Source organism: Vibrio sp. 661 (genome assembly GCF_033339315.1).
In the GTDB taxonomy this organism is placed as follows: Bacteria; Pseudomonadota; Gammaproteobacteria; order Enterobacterales; family Vibrionaceae; genus Vibrio; species Vibrio alginolyticus.
On record NZ_JAWOUJ010000003.1, the window covers coordinates 201578 to 222780 of the forward strand.

General features: G+C 44.3%; 20 protein-coding genes. 14 read left to right on the plus strand and 6 right to left on the minus strand.

All coding sequences use genetic code 11. The annotated features are described in order from the left end of the window. Positions 1-175 precede the first annotated feature (175 nt). Positions 176-1552 (minus strand): MATE family efflux transporter, encoded by a 1377-nt coding sequence (locus R7P69_RS08915; RefSeq protein ID WP_017820846.1) that lies wholly within the window; start codon positions 1550-1552, stop codon positions 176-178. Between the two features lie 94 nt (positions 1553-1646). Here R7P69_RS08915 and R7P69_RS08920 point away from each other — a divergent pair, with 94 nt between their 5' ends. Beyond that, positions 1647-3098, plus strand: coding sequence for a DUF2867 domain-containing protein (locus R7P69_RS08920; protein ID WP_213967377.1), 1452 nt, complete (start codon positions 1647-1649; stop codon positions 3096-3098). Positions 3099-3128: 30 nt separating this feature from the next. Here R7P69_RS08920 and R7P69_RS08925 read toward each other — a convergent pair whose 3' ends face one another. From R7P69_RS08925 to rsuA, 3 genes are all read right to left on the minus strand, one after another. Next, positions 3129-3791 carry a DUF2913 family protein gene (locus R7P69_RS08925; protein ID WP_318121567.1) on the minus strand — a complete coding sequence of 221 codons (663 nt, stop codon included), beginning with the start codon at positions 3789-3791 and terminating at the stop codon, positions 3129-3131. Then, positions 3791-4993 carry a Bcr/CflA family multidrug efflux MFS transporter gene (locus R7P69_RS08930; protein WP_017820848.1) on the minus strand — a complete coding sequence of 401 codons (1203 nt, stop codon included), beginning with the start codon at positions 4991-4993 and terminating at the stop codon, positions 3791-3793. Before R7P69_RS08930 ends, R7P69_RS08925 begins: the two co-directional genes overlap by 1 nt. Positions 4994-5429: 436 nt before the next feature. Beyond that, a complete protein-coding gene (rsuA, locus tag R7P69_RS08935; RefSeq protein ID WP_053303189.1) occupies positions 5430-6131 on the minus strand; it encodes a 16S rRNA pseudouridine(516) synthase RsuA in 702 nt (233 codons plus the stop codon). Between the two features lie 121 nt (positions 6132-6252). Between rsuA and R7P69_RS08940 the strand changes: the two genes are divergently transcribed. The 5 genes from R7P69_RS08940 (at position 6253) to rplY (ending at position 11163) form a co-directional block, all read left to right on the plus strand. Next, positions 6253-8004, plus strand: a complete 1752-nt coding sequence (locus R7P69_RS08940; RefSeq protein WP_054729964.1) for a DEAD/DEAH box helicase — start codon at positions 6253-6255, stop codon at positions 8002-8004. Between the two features lie 155 nt (positions 8005-8159). After that, a complete protein-coding gene (locus R7P69_RS08945) occupies positions 8160-8525 on the plus strand; it encodes a PepSY domain-containing protein (RefSeq protein ID WP_372008595.1) in 366 nt (121 codons plus the stop codon). Between the two features lie 76 nt (positions 8526-8601). Continuing rightward, positions 8602-9261, plus strand: a complete 660-nt coding sequence (locus R7P69_RS08950; RefSeq protein ID WP_238952273.1) for a response regulator transcription factor — start codon at positions 8602-8604, stop codon at positions 9259-9261. After that, positions 9251-10600, plus strand: coding sequence for an ATP-binding protein (locus R7P69_RS08955; RefSeq protein WP_005378071.1), 1350 nt, complete (start codon positions 9251-9253; stop codon positions 10598-10600). The genes R7P69_RS08950 and R7P69_RS08955 overlap by 11 nt, the downstream gene beginning before the upstream one ends. 284 nt (positions 10601-10884) lie before the next feature. Then, on the plus strand, positions 10885-11163 hold the full coding sequence (rplY, locus tag R7P69_RS08960) for a 50S ribosomal protein L25 (RefSeq protein ID WP_005378066.1): 279 nt from the start codon (positions 10885-10887) through the stop codon (positions 11161-11163). 146 nt (positions 11164-11309) lie between these two features. Here rplY and R7P69_RS08965 read toward each other — a convergent pair whose 3' ends face one another. Then, positions 11310-11825, minus strand: a complete 516-nt coding sequence (locus R7P69_RS08965) for a GNAT family N-acetyltransferase (RefSeq protein WP_158173802.1) — start codon at positions 11823-11825, stop codon at positions 11310-11312. Positions 11826-12577: 752 nt separating this feature from the next. Between R7P69_RS08965 and ushA the strand changes: the two genes are divergently transcribed. Beyond that, on the plus strand, positions 12578-14266 hold the full coding sequence (gene ushA, locus R7P69_RS08970; protein ID WP_238952272.1) for a bifunctional UDP-sugar hydrolase/5'-nucleotidase UshA: 1689 nt from the start codon (positions 12578-12580) through the stop codon (positions 14264-14266). A 415-nt stretch (positions 14267-14681) separates the two neighbouring features. Next, positions 14682-14903 carry a hypothetical protein gene (locus R7P69_RS08975; RefSeq protein ID WP_005386686.1) on the plus strand — a complete coding sequence of 74 codons (222 nt, stop codon included), beginning with the start codon at positions 14682-14684 and terminating at the stop codon, positions 14901-14903. Between the two features lie 135 nt (positions 14904-15038). On the opposite strand, the gene R7P69_RS08980 is transcribed toward R7P69_RS08975, so the two are convergent. Then, positions 15039-15287, minus strand: coding sequence for a DUF1289 domain-containing protein (locus R7P69_RS08980; protein WP_005378062.1), 249 nt, complete (start codon positions 15285-15287; stop codon positions 15039-15041). A gap of 184 nt (positions 15288-15471) precedes the next feature. Between R7P69_RS08980 and R7P69_RS08985 the strand changes: the two genes are divergently transcribed. From R7P69_RS08985 to R7P69_RS09010, 6 genes are all read left to right on the plus strand, one after another. Continuing rightward, positions 15472-15918 carry an META domain-containing protein gene (locus tag R7P69_RS08985; RefSeq protein WP_005378077.1) on the plus strand — a complete coding sequence of 149 codons (447 nt, stop codon included), beginning with the start codon at positions 15472-15474 and terminating at the stop codon, positions 15916-15918. A gap of 435 nt (positions 15919-16353) precedes the next feature. After that, a complete protein-coding gene (locus R7P69_RS08990) occupies positions 16354-17514 on the plus strand; it encodes an ABC transporter substrate-binding protein (RefSeq protein ID WP_158173801.1) in 1161 nt (386 codons plus the stop codon). 9 nt (positions 17515-17523) lie between these two features. Then, positions 17524-19233 (plus strand): ABC transporter permease, encoded by a 1710-nt coding sequence (locus R7P69_RS08995; protein WP_238952271.1) that lies wholly within the window; start codon positions 17524-17526, stop codon positions 19231-19233. After that, positions 19199-19846 (plus strand): ATP-binding cassette domain-containing protein, encoded by a 648-nt coding sequence (locus tag R7P69_RS09000; protein WP_065274385.1) that lies wholly within the window; start codon positions 19199-19201, stop codon positions 19844-19846. Before R7P69_RS08995 ends, R7P69_RS09000 begins: the two co-directional genes overlap by 35 nt. Next, positions 19839-20450, plus strand: a complete 612-nt coding sequence (locus R7P69_RS09005; RefSeq protein WP_054577935.1) for a CDP-alcohol phosphatidyltransferase family protein — start codon at positions 19839-19841, stop codon at positions 20448-20450. Before R7P69_RS09000 ends, R7P69_RS09005 begins: the two co-directional genes overlap by 8 nt. A gap of 123 nt (positions 20451-20573) precedes the next feature. Next, complete coding sequence (locus tag R7P69_RS09010) at positions 20574-21053, plus strand: glycine zipper 2TM domain-containing protein (protein WP_005386695.1); 480 nt, start codon at positions 20574-20576, stop codon at positions 21051-21053. The last annotated feature ends 150 nt before the right edge of the window (positions 21054-21203 follow it).

Here is a 21203-nt window from a genome sequence, read left to right on the forward strand (position 1 = left end):
TCGGATGGTGTTTAAAAATTGGGATCAGAATCTACACTAAAATCCTGTTAGTAGAAAGTATTTTGAATGCTTGATCACACTATGGAAGTACAAATGCAACTCGATTCACTTTCTGTTGCTAATTTTGTTGACGTTTTGAGCAGATTTTTGCAGCCAAAATAAACTCTGTTCCTCCTTACTGGCCAATCAGGTTTTTCATCCATTTTCGGCTAACCATTCTTGGCAAGCAAATCGCCCACTTCACAACTTCTTCCGTCAAAAAGAGTAAGTAAACCCATTGTGGGTCCCAATTGAGATAAATCGCTGCAAATGCTGCGAGTGGAATCCCGATCACCCACTGCGCCAAGATGTCTTGATACAAACAAAACTTAACATCACCGCCCGCACGTAATACACCAACAATAGCCATCATCGGCACCGAGCGTAGCACGACACCCAACGCAAGAATCACCATAAACTGTTCAGCTAGCTCGCGAGTGTCCGTTGTCAGTGCACTAAACGCATTAAGGATCCATTGATTTGACACTATCAACAAGACGGCGACCACAAATGCGATAAGCACATTCAAAATGACCGTAGCCCATGCTTGATAATAAACGGGTTCAAAATTACGAGCGCCGAGCTGGTTCCCGACTAGAACTGCAGCCGCATTCGATAAACCAATCATCATCGCCAATGCGATCGACTCAACAGGTGTCATTACGGAAAGCGCCGCCAAACCTTGCACGCCTGCTTGCCCCATGATCGCGTGATAAGCAAACAACCCACCAGCCCACGCCAAGAAGTTAAATGTGGTTGGCAAAGAGAGGCTCAAGAAACGCGTAATTTTATCTAAGACCAATCCTGCGCGTATATCATCCCAGCCAAATGCGATTATGTGTTTTTTCAACCATAGATAACCAAACAAGCAACCTACTTCGATCGCGCCACTGATTACCGTTGCGATCGCTGCTCCCGTAATACCCAAAGCAGGAAAGCCTAATTGACCAAAAATTAAAACCCAGTTAAGAAAAACATTAGATAAAATGCCTATACCACTAAAAAAAGTGCTTAAGCCTGGTTGGTGCATCGCCCTTAGGCCCACCGACATACTGGCCACACATGCAACAGCAAACATGCTAACCGACGAAATAATGAGATAGCTGGCCCCTAGCTCAATCACTTCTTGTGAATCGGTAGTCAAACTCATGATGAGTTGTGGAAAAACAACAAACAAAGCAACAGCAATCGCAGCAAACATCATTGCGATCATCCATGTTAAAGCGGTACTGCGACGCACCCCAACTTTATCGCCAGCCCCCCAATATTGAGCGGTTAACAACGCACCGCCCGTTGTCACCCCAACTAACATGATGGTGGTGACGAAAGTCGCGCGTGCAGCAACTCCAACAGCGGCAATTTCAGCTTCACCAAGTTGACCAAGCATAAGAACATCGACGAGGCTTCGGCTTGAAAACATCATGCTTTGCAGTGTAATTGGTAACGCGATTGCAAATAAACGACGTAAGAATGCTTTATCTGCGTGTATTGAGAGTTGAGAAAGAAAAGTCACAAGCGCTCCAACGACAACTTATTGATAGAATGGGGAAAGTGTCTCATGATTATACTCTGTGGTGTTTATTCCACCAACGATAAAAGGACAGATAATGAAAAAGGTGTTGGTGCTAGGCGCCTCGGGTTACATTGGCTCTCAACTTCTTCCGTTACTTTTAGATAAAGGTTACGCCGTCACAGCAGCGGCGCGACATATTGATTATTTAGAGTCAAGAACTCAGCCTCACCCTAATTTAACGTTAAGGTATCTCGACTTGGCTGACGCAGAGACCACGAAGGCTGTAGTGAACGATTTTGATTTAGTATTTTTTCTCGTGCACGGGATGGCTCAAGGTGATGACTTTGTTGAGTACGAACTAAACCTTGCTTTGAACTTCAAATTTGCGTTGGAACAAAGCTCCGTCGAGCATGTTATCTATTTGAGCGCCATTCAACCTCAAACCGGAAACTCTCGCCATTTAGCCGCTCGTAAAGCCACGGGAAAAATAATTCGACAGTCTGGTATTCCAGTAACTGAATTGCGTGCTGGCGTTATCATCGGCCCCGGCTCTGCCGCTTTCGAAATCATGCGTGACTTTGTCTACAACTTACCTATTTTGACCGCGCCTAAATGGGTCGACTCAAAAGCGAACCCTATTGCCTTGCCCAATCTCAACCACTATTTGTTGAAGTTAGCAGAAGCCCCCTCTCCAGAAGAAAGTCAAATTTATGAAGTTGGTGGGCCAGATACACTTAGCTACCGCGAACAGTTCAAAGTCATTTGCCGAATCACGAACAAGCCGTATCGGCTGTGGTCGACCCCGCTACTTACTCCGAAAATGGCATCGTACTGGCTAGGTTTAGTTACCTCAGTGCCAACTAGTATCGGTAAAGCATTACTTGCGGGCTTAGAGCACGACTACATTGCAGACTCCAAAGCGATTGAAGAACGATTTCCTCAAACGCTGATCAGCTACGAGCAAGCGGTAACTGATACCATTCAAGATGAAGGCACATTTGTACGCAGTAATGTCTGGGGGTTTGAACCCGCAGCGCTTCGTCGATGGCAACCAGGATATGGCTATTACCCAAAACAAGCTGGAGCGAGCATTAAAACTCATGCCTCCGCTGCGGCATTATGGAAAGTGGCGCAAAAGATCGGGAGTCGCGAAAAAGGTTATTACTTTGCCAACATCTTGTGGCGTACACGTGAATGGCTCGATATCTTTTTTGGTGGCGGAAAACCGATTCGCGTTTCTCCTCCTGGACCAGAGCTTAAAGTCGGTGATTTTATTGACTCTTGGAAAGTGATTCGCTGCGATAATAATCAGTTTCTTTCACTGTTTTTTGGTATGAAAGGCCCAGGCCTTGGGCGTTTAGAAATTACCATCAAAGATCTCGGTGACGAACGAGAGCTGGATATTACCGCCTGGTGGCACCCGCAAGGGTTTCTTGGGCTGCTTTATTGGTTTGCAATGATGCCAGCCCATCTTTTCATATTTAAAGGCATGGTCAAAGCCATCGCGAAAGAAGCAAACCGTTTAGAAAACAAAAAGCCCCAATAACAGGGGCTTCTAAACACTCAAAATGTCACTTTAGTCAGCTTTGAACGAGAGTGGAATTTCGGCTAACTGGTTGCCTTCGTTTGCTGGAAAAATAAGGTACTCGCCATGGTATTTCACCATCGATTTGTAGTCTGTTACCTTATGTACCATAAAGCCCGCTTGCGCTGCTTTCTCAACAAACTCAGCATGATTGCCACGTACAAACCAACTCATTGACTTTACGAGCAACTCGCCATCAAAACAGCTTTCGCATTGGTCTGCACATAACGCTAAAGAGTTTTGACCTTCAGTGAAGATTTGTACTTTGCCGCACCCAATCAGTTGCTCAGACGTCGAGACTTCCCAGCCTGCTTGCTCCATCAAATCAAGAAAAGACTCAATATCTGAATCTTTGAACACTTTGAAGTCTTCACCTTCAGGGAAGAATTGCGCATAAAAAGCAGAAATACGCTTGAAGATAAACAACAAACTAGCATCGTTCCCCTTTGAGCGACCTGCTTTTTGCCAACGCGTTAAGTCATCGCCTACCGTACGTCCGAAACGTTGTGATTTTAGCGCCTTTGTTACCCAACGCACTAAATAATGGTTATTCGCAACAGGGGCATTGGCTAACTTACCCGAGCGATGCTCTTGATCTAACTCTTCAAGTGCTGAGTTAACCAAGTTTTGAATTTCTTTGGTGTAATTCGACATTACGCCTTTCTTCCTAAAGTCCAATAAAACAGTGCTGAAAGCACAGAACAAGCAAACATTACGATGATCATCGGCCAAGCAACATTCCCGGGCAGTGATGCCACCAGCGCACCAACCAATGAACCGATACCGAATCTTAATGTCCCCGCTAGAGACGACGCCGTACCCGCCATTGATGGGTAACCACTTAAAAGCAGCGCCATCGCGTTACTACCTATCGTCGACAATGTACCGATAAACAGCACAACAAAAGGTACAATGCCCCATAATCCGAAGTCCATTAACCAACTTACGAATAAACCAATCCCCGCCAAAAGTTGCACGAACAACCCAAAACGAAGCATGGCATGGGAACCAACTTTCTTCACCAAGCGACCATTAATACTGGTCATGATGATCATCGCCACAATGTTCAAACCAAATAGGTAACCAAAGTGGTCTGGTCGAACACCATATAAATCAATATAAACAAACGAACCCGCCGTCAAAAATGCAAACATTCCGGAAAATGAAAACGCACCTGAGAGCATCAAACCGATCGCTTCAGGATTGGAGCATAATCTGGCGTAGTTTCTCAGCGTCGTGCGGAAACGAAGAGGCTGACGATTTTCAGGCTGTAACGTTTCAGGGATTTTCCAAAGTACGAGAAAAATCACAACTACAGCGAAAATAGCTAGTACCCAAAAAATGGAACGCCAACCAAACCAAATCGCGAGATGGCCACCGATCATCGGTGCCACCAACGGCGCAATAGTAATGACCAGAGTAACGAAGGACATTGCGCGTGCAAAGTCTTCACGGTCAAACATGTCACGCACGACAGCTTGGATAATGACCGCCGCTGCCGCGCCAGCAAAACCTTGTGCCGTACGTACATAGGTCAGCGCATCAATGCCATTTGTTGTCGCACTCACAACAGCAGCCAAGCCGAAGAAAAGTACGCCTAAAATCAACACAGGTCTTCGACCAAAGCTATCGGCAAGCGGCCCGTGAATTAACTGGCCGATCGCAAAACCCGCGGTATAAGCCGTCAACGTAATCTGAACCGCGCCAGGCGCGACCCCCAAATCTTTCGCAATTGTCGGCATCGCAGGCAAATACATATCGATCGCCAAAGGCGTCAAAGCACCAATCGCTCCTAGTACCAGAAACAATAGAAAACTGATTTGGGATTGCGGAGCACTTTGAGCTTTTTCTGTCATTCTTTTACCTCTTGTTGGAGCCCTACCGTCAATACTTGCAGAACAAAGTGAAAATAACGGAAGTTCTCATATCGCTGAATGTAGAAGCCAAAAACCTGTTCTATCCAACGTTCGAGAATCATAAGGGCAAATATGTACCAAGGTGTGACCTTGACGAACTCGACATAGAAAAGCATGTGAAAGCGAAATGTGTTTATGGGAAACAAACACAATGCAGTAAAAATGATGGCGTTGACACCATCATTCCATTCACCGTAGCCGAAGGCTTTGCAATAAGAGTATGCATGCATCAGCTAAATGCAAAGGCATATCACTGAGATGAGTAAGCACACCGGAATTGTCTAGGCACTAATTTTGGTAGGAAAATTTATTTTGAGCCAATTTCTACCAAAAGACTAGTTCCTATTAGGAACTAAAGAATTTCCCATGCCGACAATTAATTCCAAATAGAATCAATTTCTTCTTGCGTGAGGTAGCGATAATCACCTGGTTCTAGTGCCTCATCAAGTTCGATAGAACCAATACGCTCACGATGTAAGTACTCAACTTTATTTCCTAACGCCGCGAACATACGTTTCACTTGGTGATACTTACCTTCCACGATAGTCAACAATACTTCATTCTCGGCCTCGTTCACGATTTCCAAACGAGCTGGCAATGTTGCGTCTGATTCATTGCGCAAAATGATGCCTTGTTCGAGCTTTTCCGCGTAATCTGGCTGAATAGCATCGACGAGCCAAACACGGTACGTTTTCTCACACTTATGCTTAGGTGAGGTAATACGGTGAGACCACTTACCATCATCCGTAATCAACACTAAACCAGTTGTGTCGACATCTAATCGGCCCGCAAAGTGAAGGTTTTCAATTTTAGGCTCATCAAGCAATGCGAATGCAGTTTGGTTGTAGCCATCTTCATGTGAACAAACAAAGTCAGCAGGCTTATACAACATAATGTAACGAGGACCAGGAGCACCAATAACACGGTCTTCCCACATCACTTCCGCACCTTTAGGTACTTTAAATGCACCACTTTTTTGAACCTCACCGTCAACGGTGATGTCTCCACTTTTGATGATCTTTGTTGCCTGTTTGCGTGTTGCACCCAGAGCGTCACACAAATATTTATCTAAACGCATGAATACCTCATTGAATTATACCCAAGTGATCTCTAAATCTTGGTTTAAAGGTCACTTGGGTATAAAAGTCAGGTATTATAGCGTTCCTCGTTCGAATAGTTGAGCAATTTCACATATTTTCATGTACACACTTCGTCCTTATCAAGCCGACTCGGTTAAAGCCGTTATTCATTACTTTCGTAAACACTCGACACCAGCAGTGATCGTGCTGCCAACCGGTGCAGGAAAAAGCTTGGTGATCGCAGAACTTGCTCGCCTTGCGAAAGGACGAGTGTTAGTCCTCGCCCACGTAAAAGAACTGGTCGAGCAAAACCACGCAAAGTATGAAGGTTATGGTTTAAAAGGTTCCATCTTCTCAGCAGGATTGGGACGAAAAGAAACTGACCAGCAAGTCGTGTTTGCTTCGGTTCAATCGGTCGTACGTAACTTAGATTCGTTCAAAAACCAGTTTTCTCTGCTCGTTATTGATGAGTGCCATCGTGTGCCAGATGACAAAAACAGCAGCTACCAAAAAGTTATTACTCACTTACGAGAACTGAACCCTGGCATTAAGGTGCTAGGACTAACTGCAACGCCCTATCGTTTAGGAATGGGCTGGATTTATCAGTATCACACCCGAGGTCAAGTGCGAACCGAAGAGCCTCGATTCTTCCGCGATTGTATTTTCGAACTGCCGATCCGTTACTTGCTCGACGAAAACTTCCTCACTCCAGCCCGCATGATGGATGCGCCCGTTTTGTCTTACGACTTCTCTCAGCTGAAGCCCGCTAACACCGGACGCTACAAAGAAGCAGAAATGGACATGGTGATCGATAAAGCCAAACGTGCGACTCCACAAATTGTTGAGCAAATCATGCAATATGCGAAAGAGCGTCAAGGTGTCATGATCTTCGCTGCAACTGTTCGACACGCACAGGAGATACACAGTTTATTGCCAGAAGGCGAAACTGAAATCGTCATTGGTGATACACCTACGCCGGAGCGCGATGCGATCATCCAAGCGTTCAAGAATCGTCAAATAAAATACTTAGTCAATGTTTCGGTACTGACAACCGGGTTTGATGCGCCGCATGTCGATTTAATCGCGATTTTGCGACCAACAGAGTCAGTCAGTCTGTACCAACAGATAGTAGGACGAGGATTACGCTTATCAGACGGAAAATCAGAATGTTTAGTGCTTGATTACGCAGGCAACAGCTACGATTTATACCAACCTGAAGTCGGTGATCCCAAACCAGACTCTGACAGTGAAATTATCACGATTCCTTGCCCGGCTTGCGGATTCAATAACAACTTCTGGGGTAAGTTGGATAGTAACGGTTTCTTGGTTGAACATTTTGGCAGACGTTGCCAAGGTTACTTTGAAGATGAAGACACAGGCGAACGTGAACACTGTGGCTACCGTTTTCGTGCCAAATACTGCGGTGAATGTGGTGCGGACAACGATATCGCTGCACGAATTTGTCATGAGTGTGATGCAACGCTCGTAGACCCAGATAAAAAGCTAAAAGAAGCCCTTAATCTCAAAGATGCATTAATCTTTGAATGCACAGAAATGGACCTATCTGTATTTAAGTCCAGTGATGGTAAATCTCAGCTAAAGGTGACGTATTCTGGTGAACCATACCAAGGCGAAGGCAATGCGTTAGTTCATGAGTTTTGGACATTGAGTACCAAAAAACAAAAACAAACGTTTAAAGATCAGTTCGTACGCCCCCACTTAGCAGACAAGCATCGCCCTTTTGAAGAGGCTTCACCGACACGCGTTGTCGCTAATCAGCATCGTTTCCGTTTGCCTCAGTTTGTTATTGCTAGAAAATCTGGTCGCTTTTGGAAGCTGCGAGATAAAATTTTTGAAGATGAGTTGAAATAACATCGACAACACATGGCAAAACTTAATTAGCTGATTCACTCTCTGTTCATCTATCTCCGATATACTGCGGCTAACGCTCCAGAAAAGGTTTGACTATGTATAAAGCAACGACTTCTCTACATTCTGCGTTACTTTTCGGCCTTATCACGACATTCATGTGTGCACCAAGTTTTGCCAAGCATGGCAACGAGTACACATCACAAAATGGCCACGCCATCGTGCAAGATGTCGAAAAGCCAGGAACACGTATCGAATTCGATGAAGATCAAGATGAGGTCTATCGCGCGGTTCAACAAGGATATATACGACCATTTTCGGAACTTTACGCCGCAGTAGAAAACGACCTATACGGCCGCATCATCAAGGTCGAGCTTGAAGAAGATGATGATGCTTGGGTGTATGAATTGAAAATTCTGTACAACAACAGCGTCCTGAAAGTTGAGTACGACGCCGCCACGCTAGAAATGCTTGAGATCAAAGGTCGCAGCTTTAACAAAGCGTTAAAGCCGCAAAACAACTAAACTTGTCTAATGCGTCATCCAGACACGATGCGTAGCTTACTTCGATAAAAATCCAAACATAATAAGAATCATCAATATGAAAATACTTGTTGTTGAAGATGATCCTCGTTTAGGCGAGCAAATCATCGAAACATTAGAAAGTACCGGCTGGGTACCAGAATTGTCCCAAGATGGCATAGACGCTCTGTATCGCGCGACTTCGGAAGAATGGGACGCCATTGTTCTTGACCTCGGCTTGCCAAAACTGGATGGTCTTACCGTCCTAAAAGGCATCAGAGATGAAAACATTAATACTCCTGTCGTGATTCTAAGCGCTCGCGACACCCTAACGCAGCGAGTTGAAGGCTTAAACGCAGGTGCAGACGATTACCTAACTAAACCATTTGAAATGGTTGAGCTTATCGCTCGTATTCGTGCACAGCTTCGAAGAGCCTCTGGTAATGCCTCTCCTGTGATGCAAATTGGCGACTTGAGCTTGGATACACGCACTTCTAAAGTCATGTGGCAAGGTCAAGCGATAAGCTTGACGGCGCTAGAGTATAAAGTGGTCGCTTACTTTATGCATAACCCGGAAAAAGTGATTTCTCGAACCGAACTCGTCGAGCACATTTACAAACAAGACTTTGATCGTGACTCCAACACAATCGAAGTTTTTATCGGCCGAATTCGCAAAAAAATCGCACCAAAGATCATCAAAACTGTCCGAGGGTTGGGATACCAATTAAATGCCGAATAGAAACAGGCTACCGTTGAACGCAATAAAACGACTGAGTATCAAAAGTCGCCTCGTTTTAGCGGCGATCGTTTGGTTAACGGCAATGATCCTCGCCGCTGGTGTGACGATACCGACGCAGGTCTACAACTATATGGTTGATGACACTCGCTCACAGCTCAGCATTTTTATGGATGAAGTCGCCGCACAGTTAGAAGTCGATAACACCGGGCATCTTTCACTCGCAGCTCAGCTATCAGACCCTCGATTTAACCGACCTTACAGTGGTTTGTATTGGAGTGCCTCTACAGAGGCAAGCCTCGAACGTTCTCGTTCGTTGTGGGACAAAAAAATCGAATACAAAGGTTTGGATAAAGATGCGTATGGAGCAAGAGGCGAAAAACTAATTACGCTAGAAAAAGCACTGTATCTTCCTGATTACGATGGTCCTATTCACATTATTATTGGTATTGACGAAGAGCCCATTAAAAATACCCTTCAGACGTTAATCGGCCAACTTTGGCTTATTTTGGGTTTATTATTCGCGGGCGTGCTTACCGTCATTTTACTGCAAATTGCTTGGTCATTGAGTCCGCTTACAAAGCTACAAAAAGAATTAGCCGAGCTGAAGTCTGGTAATAAAAAGAGTCTAGAAGAAACCTACCCAAAAGAGATTTCTCCTCTAATCTTCGACCTCAACGCTCTGCTGTTCCATTACCAAGAATTACTAGAGAGAGCTCGCAATCATGCAGGTAACCTATCTCATGCACTTAAAACGCCACTTTCTGTTCTAAAAAATGAAGTTCAGACGTTAGAACCTGAGGCACAATCCCGTCTCCGAGCTCCAATCAATCAAATACAAGACCATATCGATTACCATTTGGGTCGTGCCCGTATGGCCGGATCGATGAACATATTATCAGTGAAGTCGAACCCAGCAGATCGTGTGGATGCTATCTCAATGGCGTTTGATAAAGTGTATGCGAGCCGAAGCATTACCTTAATTAATGAACTTGATTCAGAGCTGAATGTAGCAGTAGAGCAGACCGATCTCGATGAAATGCTAGGTAACTTGCTAGAAAATGGCTATAAGTGGGCCAACAGCATGATTCGTGTGCACTCCTCTCAGGATAAGGAAAATATACACATCATTATTGAAGATGATGGGCCAGGCATCCCTAAAGAGAAACTGAGTCAAGTAATCAAGAGAGGAGTTAGATTGGATGAAACAACCCCTGGCTCAGGTCTTGGTCTAAACATAGTCAGTGAAATGGCACACAGTTACCGAGGTCAATTAACATTGGATACAAGCGCTTTAGGTGGATTAAAAGCATCTTTAGTCTTACATCTCAGCCGAACATAAAGCATATAACACATAAACTTTGTTCTTCGGACCATGATTAGTAAACCGATGAAAATGAAGTCGATGTGAACAAAATCCAAGCAAAGCGTTAAAAGGGATAACCTTCCACCCCGCTAAATCATACCTTTTTGTTGATTTGGATACGATTTGGGTTGCCCATTTATAAGTGGAATGATAGTATCCGCGCTCGCTTGAACAGTTCCTGTTTCAAGCTTTACCACGAACAACAAGGTCGCATTGTTGATTGTGAACATTTGATTTTTACTAATTTGAGAGTAAATACTATGAAATTCGAAGCAGTAGTACGTACTGAACTAGGTAAAGGTGCGAGCCGCCGCCTACGTCACGCTGGCAAATTCCCTGCAGTTGTATACGGCGGTGAAGAAGCAGCAGTAGCTATCGTTCTTAACCACGACGACATCGTAAACCAAATGGACAAGCCTGAATTCTACGAAGGCATCGTTCTAGTTATCGATGGCAAAGAAGTTAAAGTTAAGCCACAAGACGTTCAACGTCACGCGTTCAAGCCAAAAGTTGAACACATGGACTTCATCCGCATCTAATTCCCTACCAAGGAATTAATCGGATTAAATCCAAACCTTTTGCATAAAAGATAATCGGACTTACCAACCGAGACATCTAAAAATTTCAAAACCCCGGAGTCTTACCACCTCCGGGGTTTTACTATATTTGGCATATAACATTTGATTTATGAACGGGCAATATACTGCACTAAAGTGAGATCGGTCAGCGTCATACTCTCAATCACTTCCGACTCTTCCTCTCCAGTACGCACAAAACCACACTTCTTGTAAAAGTTAAGCCCCTGTTGATTAGTATCCAGTGCTTTCAAACTGATCTGCATAACTGACGTAGAGAGCAAACGTGTCTCTAACTCATCTAACAGTGCACTTCCTGCTCCTTGCCCATAATGTATCGGCGTAACGTAGCAACATGTCACTAATGCCGTTCTATCTTCGCTGGTGTGGTTAGGTAACTCGTAACTTAAAAAGCCAACAATTTCTCCTTGCCTCTCAACTACGATCAATTGGGCCAGTTGCTCCGTCATCACTCGCGCCCACATCCTTTCTCGACGCTCAATCGTAAACTGCTCTATGTAGCTCTTTGGCATTAATCCTTTATACGCCACCTGCCAAGAATCAACGTGTATCTTGGCGATTTGGGCTGCTTCCTTTTTGAGTGCGTCCCTTACTGTGTATCTCATAAGCATCCTTTATTAGCGTTCACCACTTACAAATTCTTTTAACCCTACCCTTTAAACCAAAGCTCAAAGATAACAGCTATAGTCGCAACGCTTTACATTAATCCATTTCATTTGCATTAATTAAATGATAGTTCACATCATAATATTCGAAGAAGAACGAACCATTATTTACTTTTCATTTTGACTCATTAGGTTGAATCTATTTGTTTAAATATTCGAGTGTCAAATGCGGAATAAGCACGATAAGGTATCAGATGAGGATAAATAAACGATGCTTAAAGCATAAGGTTTCTAAACGATCGCAATTATAGTAAAGAGATAAATACAATTTTTGATAGAGTTTGGCAGAATAAAGCCATGATCAAATGAGTTTAAGCTCTGTGCTGTTCATTATGCATACAAACCGCCCCCCCTCATCATCAGAGCGAAAATTTATAACGATTTGTGTCATACCTATTAGGAAAAACATAAACTTGGCAAAATAATCACCAAAATCAGCGTAATACTTCGCAAAAATGCGCATTGATTCACACAAACAACACACATTCAATTAACTACCTCACAAAAAATAGAGCTAGCGATATAAAATAAATACTAAATACCAATTCTGTTTATTTATAGACGTAGTTTGCAGGCTTATTAATTCATTTCTCCGATAGAAGTATAAATAAGAGATAGATCACTAAAGTTTCACATTAATTCCGTATATTTCACGCCGTAACAATAACAAAATCACAAAGAAAGGATCCCTTATGAAGTTTTCCAAATCTCTTTTGGTAGTGGCAGTGGGCGCTGCGCTAGCAGGATGCGGCTCAGACAGCGACAATTCTCCAGTAACCTGCGAGACTGCAGATTCTTGTACTAAGTTCACCGTTCTCCACACTAACGATAACCATGGTCGCTTTTGGCATAACAGCGACGGCGAATACGGCATGGCTGCGCGTCACACTTTAATCGAATCTATCCGCGCAGAAGTCGAAGCAAAAGGCGGTGAAACCATTCTGCTATCTGGCGGTGATATTAATACCGGTGTACCAGAATCAGACATGCAAGATGCGGTTCCAGACTTCGTAGGGATGAACCTACTTGGTTACGATGCAATGGCTGTCGGTAACCACGAATTTGATAACTCACTAGATATTCTCGATATGCAAGCCGAGCTAGCTGACTTCCCTATGCTGGCTGCGAATATCTATAAAAAAGATACAAACGAGCGTTACTTCGACCCTTACAAAGTATTTACTATCAACGGCCTTAAGATCGCTGTTATTGGTCTAACAACGCAAGACACTGCGAAGCTAGTCAATCCAGACAACGTATCAAACATCCACTTTGAAGACCCTCAAGTAGAAATCAAAAAGGTACTGAAGGAAATCGAAGAGAACGAAAAGGTAGACCTAGTATTTGCAACGACGCACATGGGTCACTACGAAGATGGTAAAAACGGTAGTGAAGCACCAGGTGACGTGAAACTCGCTCGCTCTCTTGAAGAAGGACAGCTAAACGCTATCATCGGTGGTCACTCGCAAAACCCTGTATGTATGGAACCAGGTACCAATGAGTATGCTGATTTCAAACCTGGGGATGATTGTGCCCCAGACCAACAAAAAGGCACTTGGATTATGCAAGCGCATGAGTGGGGTAAATATGTGGGTCGTGCTGACTTCGAATACTACGACGGCAAGCTTCACTTAGCGAACTACGCACTGATTCCTGTAAACCTTCTAGACGAAAACGATGAAGTTATCGGTGAACGAATTCAACAAGATGCAACAGTAAAAGCGTTACTACTGCCATACCAACAACAAGGTCAAGAGTTATTAGATGAGAAGATTTCTAATACGACGGGTAAGTTAGAAGGTGATCGTAACGTAGTTCGCTCTCAACAAACTAACCTAGGTCACCTACTCGGCGAGGCATACCGTACTTACAAAACGGTAAATGCTGACTTTGGTGTGATGAACTCTGGCGGCGTGCGTGATTCAATCCAAGATGGTGATATCACTTACCGTGACGTACTAACGGTTCAGCCATTTGGTAACTTCGTGACTAAAGCAACTATGACAGGTAAAGAAGTTAAAGAATACCTAGACGTGGTTGCGACGAAATCTGCAGGGTCTGGTGCTTACGCTCAACTAGATAACATCACTTTAGATGTAAATTGTGATGCTGGCTCAGTAACCATTACCGATATTAACAATAAAGGCTTCGATCTAAACGAAACGTACACATTCTCTGTAATCAGCTTCAGTGCTGCTGGTGGCGATAACTATCCAATCATCGATGTTCAATCTACACAGCTAACTGATGCATACGTTTTGCGCGAGTTCTTCGTAAACAACCCACAAATCTCTGCGGATAACTACGACAAGAACTTAGAGAACATCAAATACTTCAGTAATGGCCAACCAGTAAAAGGCTGTCCTGCATCTGGTAGCTAATACTAAACACCTTCCCCCTGGCACTAAGAGCTTTTACAAGCAATTTCGTCAGGGCTTTCCTCAAAACCGAAGCTTTGTGCTTCGGTTTTTTATTTTCGATAAATTACTGAAAACTCTCCACCTTCACAATATGTTCAAAAATTGTTCATTTGTGTTATTGACGCCCCTGTGTTGGGCTTCTATGTTTGATAAGGTCTTTTAAATATGCAGGTTCATCGGCTAAATTTCGCGAAACATTTTTAATAGCATAGTCAATGATTCTGAGAAAGATGTGAATGGCGTTACAAACACTGCTCTCAAACAATTTGTCTTTGGACTTCAAACGATGGTGATGTGCCTCCACGCGCACACTAATGAGCAGCGATCTGGACGTCAATGTGTTCAAACTGCTGCCATCGAGTTCTGGAGGTCAAAAATGAAACGAGCCAGCAATAGCTACAGACTCCAAATGATCAAAGAAGTAGTTACCCGTAGAGAGCGTGAAGCTTGTACGGATCCTATGGCGAGATATATTCATCAACTGATGGATGAACGCCCAACAAGTAAATTAGATGTTGAATTCAATCATCGATTTTCAGGAAATCACTTCGACGAACAAGCGGGAGGCTGGGTTAGCGACCGTTGGTCGATGAAATAACGCCAATTACCGCTCTATAGGGAAAATGGATAGGAGATTCCCGGTTCTTAAAGGACACCTTGCCGGACCGGGAATATGTAAAAGCCTAATCAGAACCGAAAGCGAAGGCGTAACCCCACAGACTGAACAAGAATTCTAGAATAAGTCTTGTTGAGGCGATGACTCATCTTGAAGCTGTTCTGGCTTCGTCTTCCCGGCCAACATCTTTCTTCTGTACCTTTGACGACACAACTTAATAACGTGCAACTGCTGAGCGGGGGTTAAGTTAAGCCAATTAAACCTTTCCTCTCTCTTTCTCATACACCCCTTGCAATACCCTTTTTCATCGGAGGTACATACTCCAACACAAGGGCTTGGGACAGTAAAAAACTCCAGTTGCTCCATACTAAAACCGCTCTTTCCATATTAGGGCGTATTGGCCTAGTTTAAATAATGAGAAGATTAGTCAGCAACAAAACTTGCTATATACTTCGTTATGTCAAAAACATACGAAACCATAACCTTATGCTGACAAAAACAGTGTTTTATTACTTATACTTACCGCGTTTATAAAAACGGAGTCTATAAAATGAAGCTTAGCCTAAAAACGTTAGTTACAGCAATCTCTCTCCCTGTTCTTATGACTGCTTGTGCTAGCAACGGTGATGATGTGAAAGAAATAACGGCTCAAGATTTGCAGCACCACAACTGGGAACTTGTTCAAGTTGATGGCAAAAATATCGTTCTAGACGAACACCAAAAAGCGGCTCGCCTAGAAATCGGTGAAAATCTAACCGCAAACGGCAACGCAGGTTGTAACAACTTCTTCGGTCAAGCCGAGTTGAAAAACAACCAACTACGCATCGAAAAAATGGGCATGACCATGAAGATGTGTATGGAAGATCAAATGAAGATCGAAAACGCAATGACACAAACACTATCTAACTGGAGCGATATCACGCTAACTAAAGATGGTCTTGTTCTGAAAAGTGCCGATCACGAATTGACGTTTACACTACGTGACTGGGTAAACTAATCCCAACTAAGTAAACCAGATAGTAGCTTAAAGCAGCCAAACGGCTGCTTTTTTTATATCGATGAATCGTTAGTCATGCATGCTAAAGTCATTTAAATGGCCAACTTTCTTTCTCTTTTCGCCCTCAATTCCATGCTTTAGACATCAATTTTGCTCTGTAAAACAACCTATTCATATCTCTGGGGACAATAATTTTCAATTACTTGAAAGAATATCCTCAAACAAACGGTCCGCTCCTAAAATGACACCAAATTTGTCCTTTATTCGTTTTGCTTCACATTGAGAGTAATTCTTTGAATCAATGAGTGATTCCGTTTGGGATTGGCATTGATAATAGAGAGAGATGAATTACTATCCTTGTAACAGAGCGGAACGACTTGCGAAAACGTCAATAGAAACGAAAGCAAGCACCAAAAGACATAACACGGAATAGATATGAAAAAGCTACTCAGCAGCATTGGCATTTTAGCCACGACTTTTGCGACACCTTCTTTTGCCGATTCATCAGTGAATAGCGAATGGCAAAAAATCGAACAACAAGCCGACGGGCAATCCGTCTACTTTCATGCTTGGGGCGGAAGCCAAGAAATTAATCGCTACATACAGTGGGCGAGTAGAGAGCTAAAATCACGTTATAACGTGACGCTAAACCACGTTAAAGTAACTGATATTTCTGAGACCACTACTCGACTTATCGCAGAAAAAGCGGCAGGCAAAAACAGCGGTGGCAGTGTTGATATGGTTTGGATCAATGGCGAAAACTTCAAATCAATGAAGGATAACCAATTGCTATTTGGTCCTTTTGTCGAAGGTTTGCCAAGCTGGCAATATGTGGATAAATCTCTACCAATTGATGTGGACTTCTCCGAGCCAACAGAAGGTCTAGAAGCACCTTGGGGAGTAGGACAATTAGTGTTTATCCATGACGAGCAAACCCTCCATAACCCTCCAAAATCATTCGCAGAAATGCTGAGCTATGCAAAAGCGTTCCCGAATCGCCTGACTTACCCTCGACCACCAGAGTTTCATGGCACAAGCTTTATCAAAGCATTACTCATTGAACTGTCTAACAACGCCCCTGAGCTGCAACAACCAGTTACCGATAACACGTTTGAGCAAGTCACTCAACCGCTGTGGTCTTATCTAGATGAGTTCCATAAAGTCGCTTGGCGCGGTGGTAAGCAGTTTCCAGGCGGTACAGCAGAAACCCTTCAGCTACTAGATGATGGTCAGACTGACCTGGCGATTACCTTTAACCCGAACGCGGTTTTCTCTGCGCAGTCGAGCGGTAATCTTGCAGAGAGCACCAAAGCGTACGCAATGGACGCAGGAGCACTCTCAAATATCCACTTTTTAGCGATTCCTTGGAACGCAAATGCCAGTGCTGGTGCACAAGTTGCGATAAACTTTTTATTGAGCCCTGAAGCACAGTCTCGCAAAGGTAACCTAAACATCTGGGGCGACCCTTCGGTACTAAGCAACCAATACTTAACTGGTTCGGCCAAAAACACTCAACAATTCAAATCTATCGCTGAGCCACATCCAAGTTGGCAAGCGGCGTTGGAAAAAGAATGGTTGAAACGCTACGGGAATTAGTAAGAATCCATGTTAAGAGCGCTGTATTTAGTCATTATCGCAGTTTGTATTTTGCCTACCATTCCGGGACTACTTGGAGTGGTGGTCTCTGCGCTCGGTTATGTACCTCCTATCGGTCTACACCACTTTTCTTTTGATGGCTTCAATGCCGTCTTTGATTGGGAAGGTGTTTGGACATCCATCGGGCTTACTTTCTACTCCGCCATTTTCAGTAGCTACTTGGCTTGCTTCATCGCATTTGCAATTCTACAAGCCTCTTGGGGCAGTAAGTTTTGGCGAAAAATTGAAGTTAGCCTTTCCCCACTTCTCGCGATGCCGCACGTCGCGTTTGCAATTGGCTTTGCGTTCTTGTTTGCCCCAACTGGTATGGGCGTTCGTGTTCTCAACCAACTGTTTGGTTACGACCCGAATGCACAAACGGTGAATGACTTAGCATTGCTGATTAAGGACCCACATGCACTCGGTTTGATCATCATACTTGCGATTAAAGAAGTGCCGTTTTTATTGTTGATGAGTATTCCGATCCTTCAGCAATTGAAAGTCGATAAGGTTGAAAAAGTCAGTCACTCGATGGGCTACTGTTCCGCGCAAGCGTGGTGGAAATGCGTATTTCCGCAATGGTTAGCAAAACTTCGTTTCCCAATGCTGGCGGTATTGGCTTACAGTTTGTCCGTTGTCGATGTCGCCCTGATTATTGGCCCTACCAACCCACCCACGTTTGCGGTTTTGGTATGGCAATGGTTTAACGATCCAGATTTATCGCTCCTACCAAGAGCTGCCGCTGGCGCAGTAATACTGTTTGCGATCGCTAGCGTTTTGATTGGATTTGCACGCTTAATGGAATGGTGTATTACCAAAGGCTTCAAACGCTGGCAGTACTCTGGTCGAAACGGGTTTCGTTTACCCGGTAAAACCCTATTTTCACTGGTCGCGCTACTTGCACTTCTAATGATTCCACTCATGGTGCTGTGGAGCTTTGCCCAACGTTGGCGCTTTCCAGATTTGCTCCCAAGCCGTTACAGCCTGCGTTTTTGGGAATACGAATGGCACAGTATTCTAGGGACTCTAGAACAAAGTATGTCAATCGCCCTAATCAGCGCGACTGTCGCGCTAGTTCTTGCTTTAATAGCACATGAGTATCGTCTCCGTTATCGCTGGCAGGTGCCCGGTTACATCATCGCCATCCCAATGCTGATTCCTCAGCTATCCGTGCTATTCGGTATGCAAGTAGTGACGCTGTACTTAAACAGTAATGCGTATTTCTTTTGGGTATGTTGGGCGCATGTATTCTTTGCGTTCCCATTTATTTACCTCTCGCTAGACGGTCCGTGGCGCAGCTTCGATAACGGCTTAACTCGCGTCGCACTCAGCTTGGGTAAATCACCGATGCAAGCTTGGTTAAAAGTGAAACTGCCAATCCTCCTGCCTGCAATTGCATTCGCGTGGGCTGTCGGTATTAGTGTCAGCCTGGCGCAATACCTACCAACATTGGTGCTAGGGGCTGGGCGCATTAGCACCATCACAACCGAAGCCGTTGCACTATCCAGTGGTTTTGACCGACGTGTCACCGCTATTTACGCCATTTGGCAAGCTCTGCTGCCATTCTTGTTCTTTTCTTTTGCGATACTGCTTAGCCACTTGCACAGGAAGTATCGCCGCTTGTCTATAAAAGGTTTACTACTGAATGAGTCTTTGTCTCGAAAACCTCGCCATCCGTAAAACCAATGGCGACGCGCTTTTTTCAGCGTTCAACATGACCGTAGAAAAAGGTGAAATCGTTACCCTGATGGGGCCTAGCGGTTGTGGTAAATCCACTTTGTTGGATGCCATTGCCGGGCACCTATCCGCCGAGTTCAACTACTCTGGATCCATTACGCTTGATAACGAAAAGTTGGATGCCCTCCCTGCCCATAAGCGTCAGGTCGGTATTCTATTCCAAGAAGATTTGCTCTTCCCTCATTTAACGGTGTGGGAGAACCTTGCCTTCGCGCTACCAAACTCAATCAAAGGTGAAGAGCGTAAAGCTCACGCTATGCAAGCACTGAAGAACATTTCATTGACCAAACTAGCAGAGTCCTTTCCTGACCAAATTTCGGGAGGGCAACGTGCCCGTATCTCATTGACTCGTATGCTGCTAGCAAAGCCAAAAGTTGCGCTACTTGATGAGCCCTATAGCAAGCTGGATAAAGACCTGCGCGTGCAATTTCGCAATTGGGTGGTCGAACAATTGCAGCAAGCGAACATCCCTACTTTGATGGTAACGCACGATGAAGACGATATTCCTGATGGCAGCAGCTGCCTAAACTGGCCGTGGGAGACAAATCATGCTTGATAGCCTGAGTATAAAGCTCATCCGCAAACCGCTGGCACTCAGTGCGAAATATCTCGATAAATGTGGTATCACTGCAAATCAGACGACAGTGTTTGGTTTTGTACTTGGCTGTTTTGCCCTGCCGGCTTTGATCGCCGAACAGTACTTGTTGGCGTTGCTGTTTATTTTGCTGAACAGAATCTGTGATGGGTTAGACGGTGCACTGGCGAGGATTCAAGGCATTACCGATGCGGGTGGTTTTCTTGATATCAGCTTAGATTTTTTGTTCTATTCGTTGATTCCTTTTGGCTTTGTGCTTGCCAACCCAGAGCACAATGCCGTTGCAGGCGCATTTTTGATTTTTTCCTTCATCGGCACTGGTAGTAGCTTTTTGGCTTTTGCCATCATGGCAGGAAAACAAGGCATCGATAATCCGGTATATAAAAACAAATCGCTTTACTACATGAGCGGCTTAACCGAAGGTACAGAAACCATTGGCTGCTTGGTTTTATTTTGTTTGCTACCGCAACACTTTGCCGTCATCGCGTATATCTTTGGCGCGGCATGCTGGTTTACTACTTTTACACGTATTTATTCAGGGTTTCATACGCTTAACGATCATTAATACTGCTTAGACAATCGCGTTTCCTTAAGGGACAAGCCGCTAAGCCACTGTTTTATAAAGCACCAAAACGCAGGTTAAATTGGGGTATATACTCTTTGAATGAAGAAACCATTCGGAGGCTATATGAAAAAACAGATTAATTTAGGCATGTTGCTCACCATTACTTGTGCGCTCGTGCTTGGCGGCTGTAGCTCACCTAACCCGTACGGAGATGCATACGGCTCATCCGACACTCGCAAAGTTCAGCAGGTTTACTACGGCACAGTAGAAAAAGTAGAACCCGTAACCATTGATGCCTCTACCCAATCCAATGCCATTGGCACCATCGCTGGTGCTGCCGTGGGCGGGATCTTAGGCTCAAAAGTTGGGGGCGGTTCTGGCTCGGATATCGCTGCCATTGGTGGTGGTCTATTGGGTGGCTATGCAGGCAGCAAAGCGGCTGAAGCAACCGCGAAAAGAAATGGCGTGAATCTGACCATTCGTTTAGAGGACGGAAAGATTATCTCTATTGTTCAAGAAGCAAATCCAAACATGATTTTCCAACCAGGCCAAGCGGTCCAAATCAATGTTTCTGGTAATGACGCCAGAGTCGTTCCTCGTTAATTCGGACGAACCAAACCTTTGGCCTGCTTTAATTCAAACACCTAACCCGCGCAAGCTTACATCACTGGCTTGTTAACTTGCGCGTTTCTTTTCGTATCAAACTTGATCGTCGTCAATGGAACATCAATCTCCCACACCTTTCGATGTTCA

What these genes read in the sequence shown, in the direction of transcription:
- R7P69_RS08995 (WP_238952271.1), top strand. Translation starts at nt 17,524, where the DNA reads ATGTTAAGAGCGCTGTATTTAGTCATTATCGCAGTTTGTATTTTGCCT.
- R7P69_RS08955 (WP_005378071.1), top strand. Translation starts at nt 9,251, where the DNA reads ATGCCGAATAGAAACAGGCTACCGTTGAACGCAATAAAACGACTGAGT.
- ushA (WP_238952272.1), top strand. Translation starts at nt 12,578, where the DNA reads ATGAAGTTTTCCAAATCTCTTTTGGTAGTGGCAGTGGGCGCTGCGCTA.
- R7P69_RS09010 (WP_005386695.1), top strand. Translation starts at nt 20,574, where the DNA reads ATGAAAAAACAGATTAATTTAGGCATGTTGCTCACCATTACTTGTGCG.
- R7P69_RS08930 (WP_017820848.1), bottom strand. Translation starts at nt 4,993, where the DNA reads ATGACAGAAAAAGCTCAAAGTGCTCCGCAATCCCAAATCAGTTTTCTA.
- R7P69_RS08925 (WP_318121567.1), bottom strand. Translation starts at nt 3,791, where the DNA reads ATGTCGAATTACACCAAAGAAATTCAAAACTTGGTTAACTCAGCACTT.
- R7P69_RS08975 (WP_005386686.1), top strand. Translation starts at nt 14,682, where the DNA reads ATGAAACGAGCCAGCAATAGCTACAGACTCCAAATGATCAAAGAAGTA.
- R7P69_RS09000 (WP_065274385.1), top strand. Translation starts at nt 19,199, where the DNA reads ATGAGTCTTTGTCTCGAAAACCTCGCCATCCGTAAAACCAATGGCGAC.
- R7P69_RS08985 (WP_005378077.1), top strand. Translation starts at nt 15,472, where the DNA reads ATGAAGCTTAGCCTAAAAACGTTAGTTACAGCAATCTCTCTCCCTGTT.
- R7P69_RS08940 (WP_054729964.1), top strand. Translation starts at nt 6,253, where the DNA reads ATGTACACACTTCGTCCTTATCAAGCCGACTCGGTTAAAGCCGTTATT.
- R7P69_RS09005 (WP_054577935.1), top strand. Translation starts at nt 19,839, where the DNA reads ATGCTTGATAGCCTGAGTATAAAGCTCATCCGCAAACCGCTGGCACTC.
- R7P69_RS08980 (WP_005378062.1), bottom strand. Translation starts at nt 15,287, where the DNA reads ATGGAGCAACTGGAGTTTTTTACTGTCCCAAGCCCTTGTGTTGGAGTA.
- R7P69_RS08965 (WP_158173802.1), bottom strand. Translation starts at nt 11,825, where the DNA reads ATGAGATACACAGTAAGGGACGCACTCAAAAAGGAAGCAGCCCAAATC.
- R7P69_RS08920 (WP_213967377.1), top strand. Translation starts at nt 1,647, where the DNA reads ATGAAAAAGGTGTTGGTGCTAGGCGCCTCGGGTTACATTGGCTCTCAA.
- R7P69_RS08945 (WP_372008595.1), top strand. Translation starts at nt 8,160, where the DNA reads ATGTGTGCACCAAGTTTTGCCAAGCATGGCAACGAGTACACATCACAA.
- rplY (WP_005378066.1), top strand. Translation starts at nt 10,885, where the DNA reads ATGAAATTCGAAGCAGTAGTACGTACTGAACTAGGTAAAGGTGCGAGC.
- R7P69_RS08950 (WP_238952273.1), top strand. Translation starts at nt 8,602, where the DNA reads ATGAAAATACTTGTTGTTGAAGATGATCCTCGTTTAGGCGAGCAAATC.
- rsuA (WP_053303189.1), bottom strand. Translation starts at nt 6,131, where the DNA reads ATGCGTTTAGATAAATATTTGTGTGACGCTCTGGGTGCAACACGCAAA.
- R7P69_RS08990 (WP_158173801.1), top strand. Translation starts at nt 16,354, where the DNA reads ATGAAAAAGCTACTCAGCAGCATTGGCATTTTAGCCACGACTTTTGCG.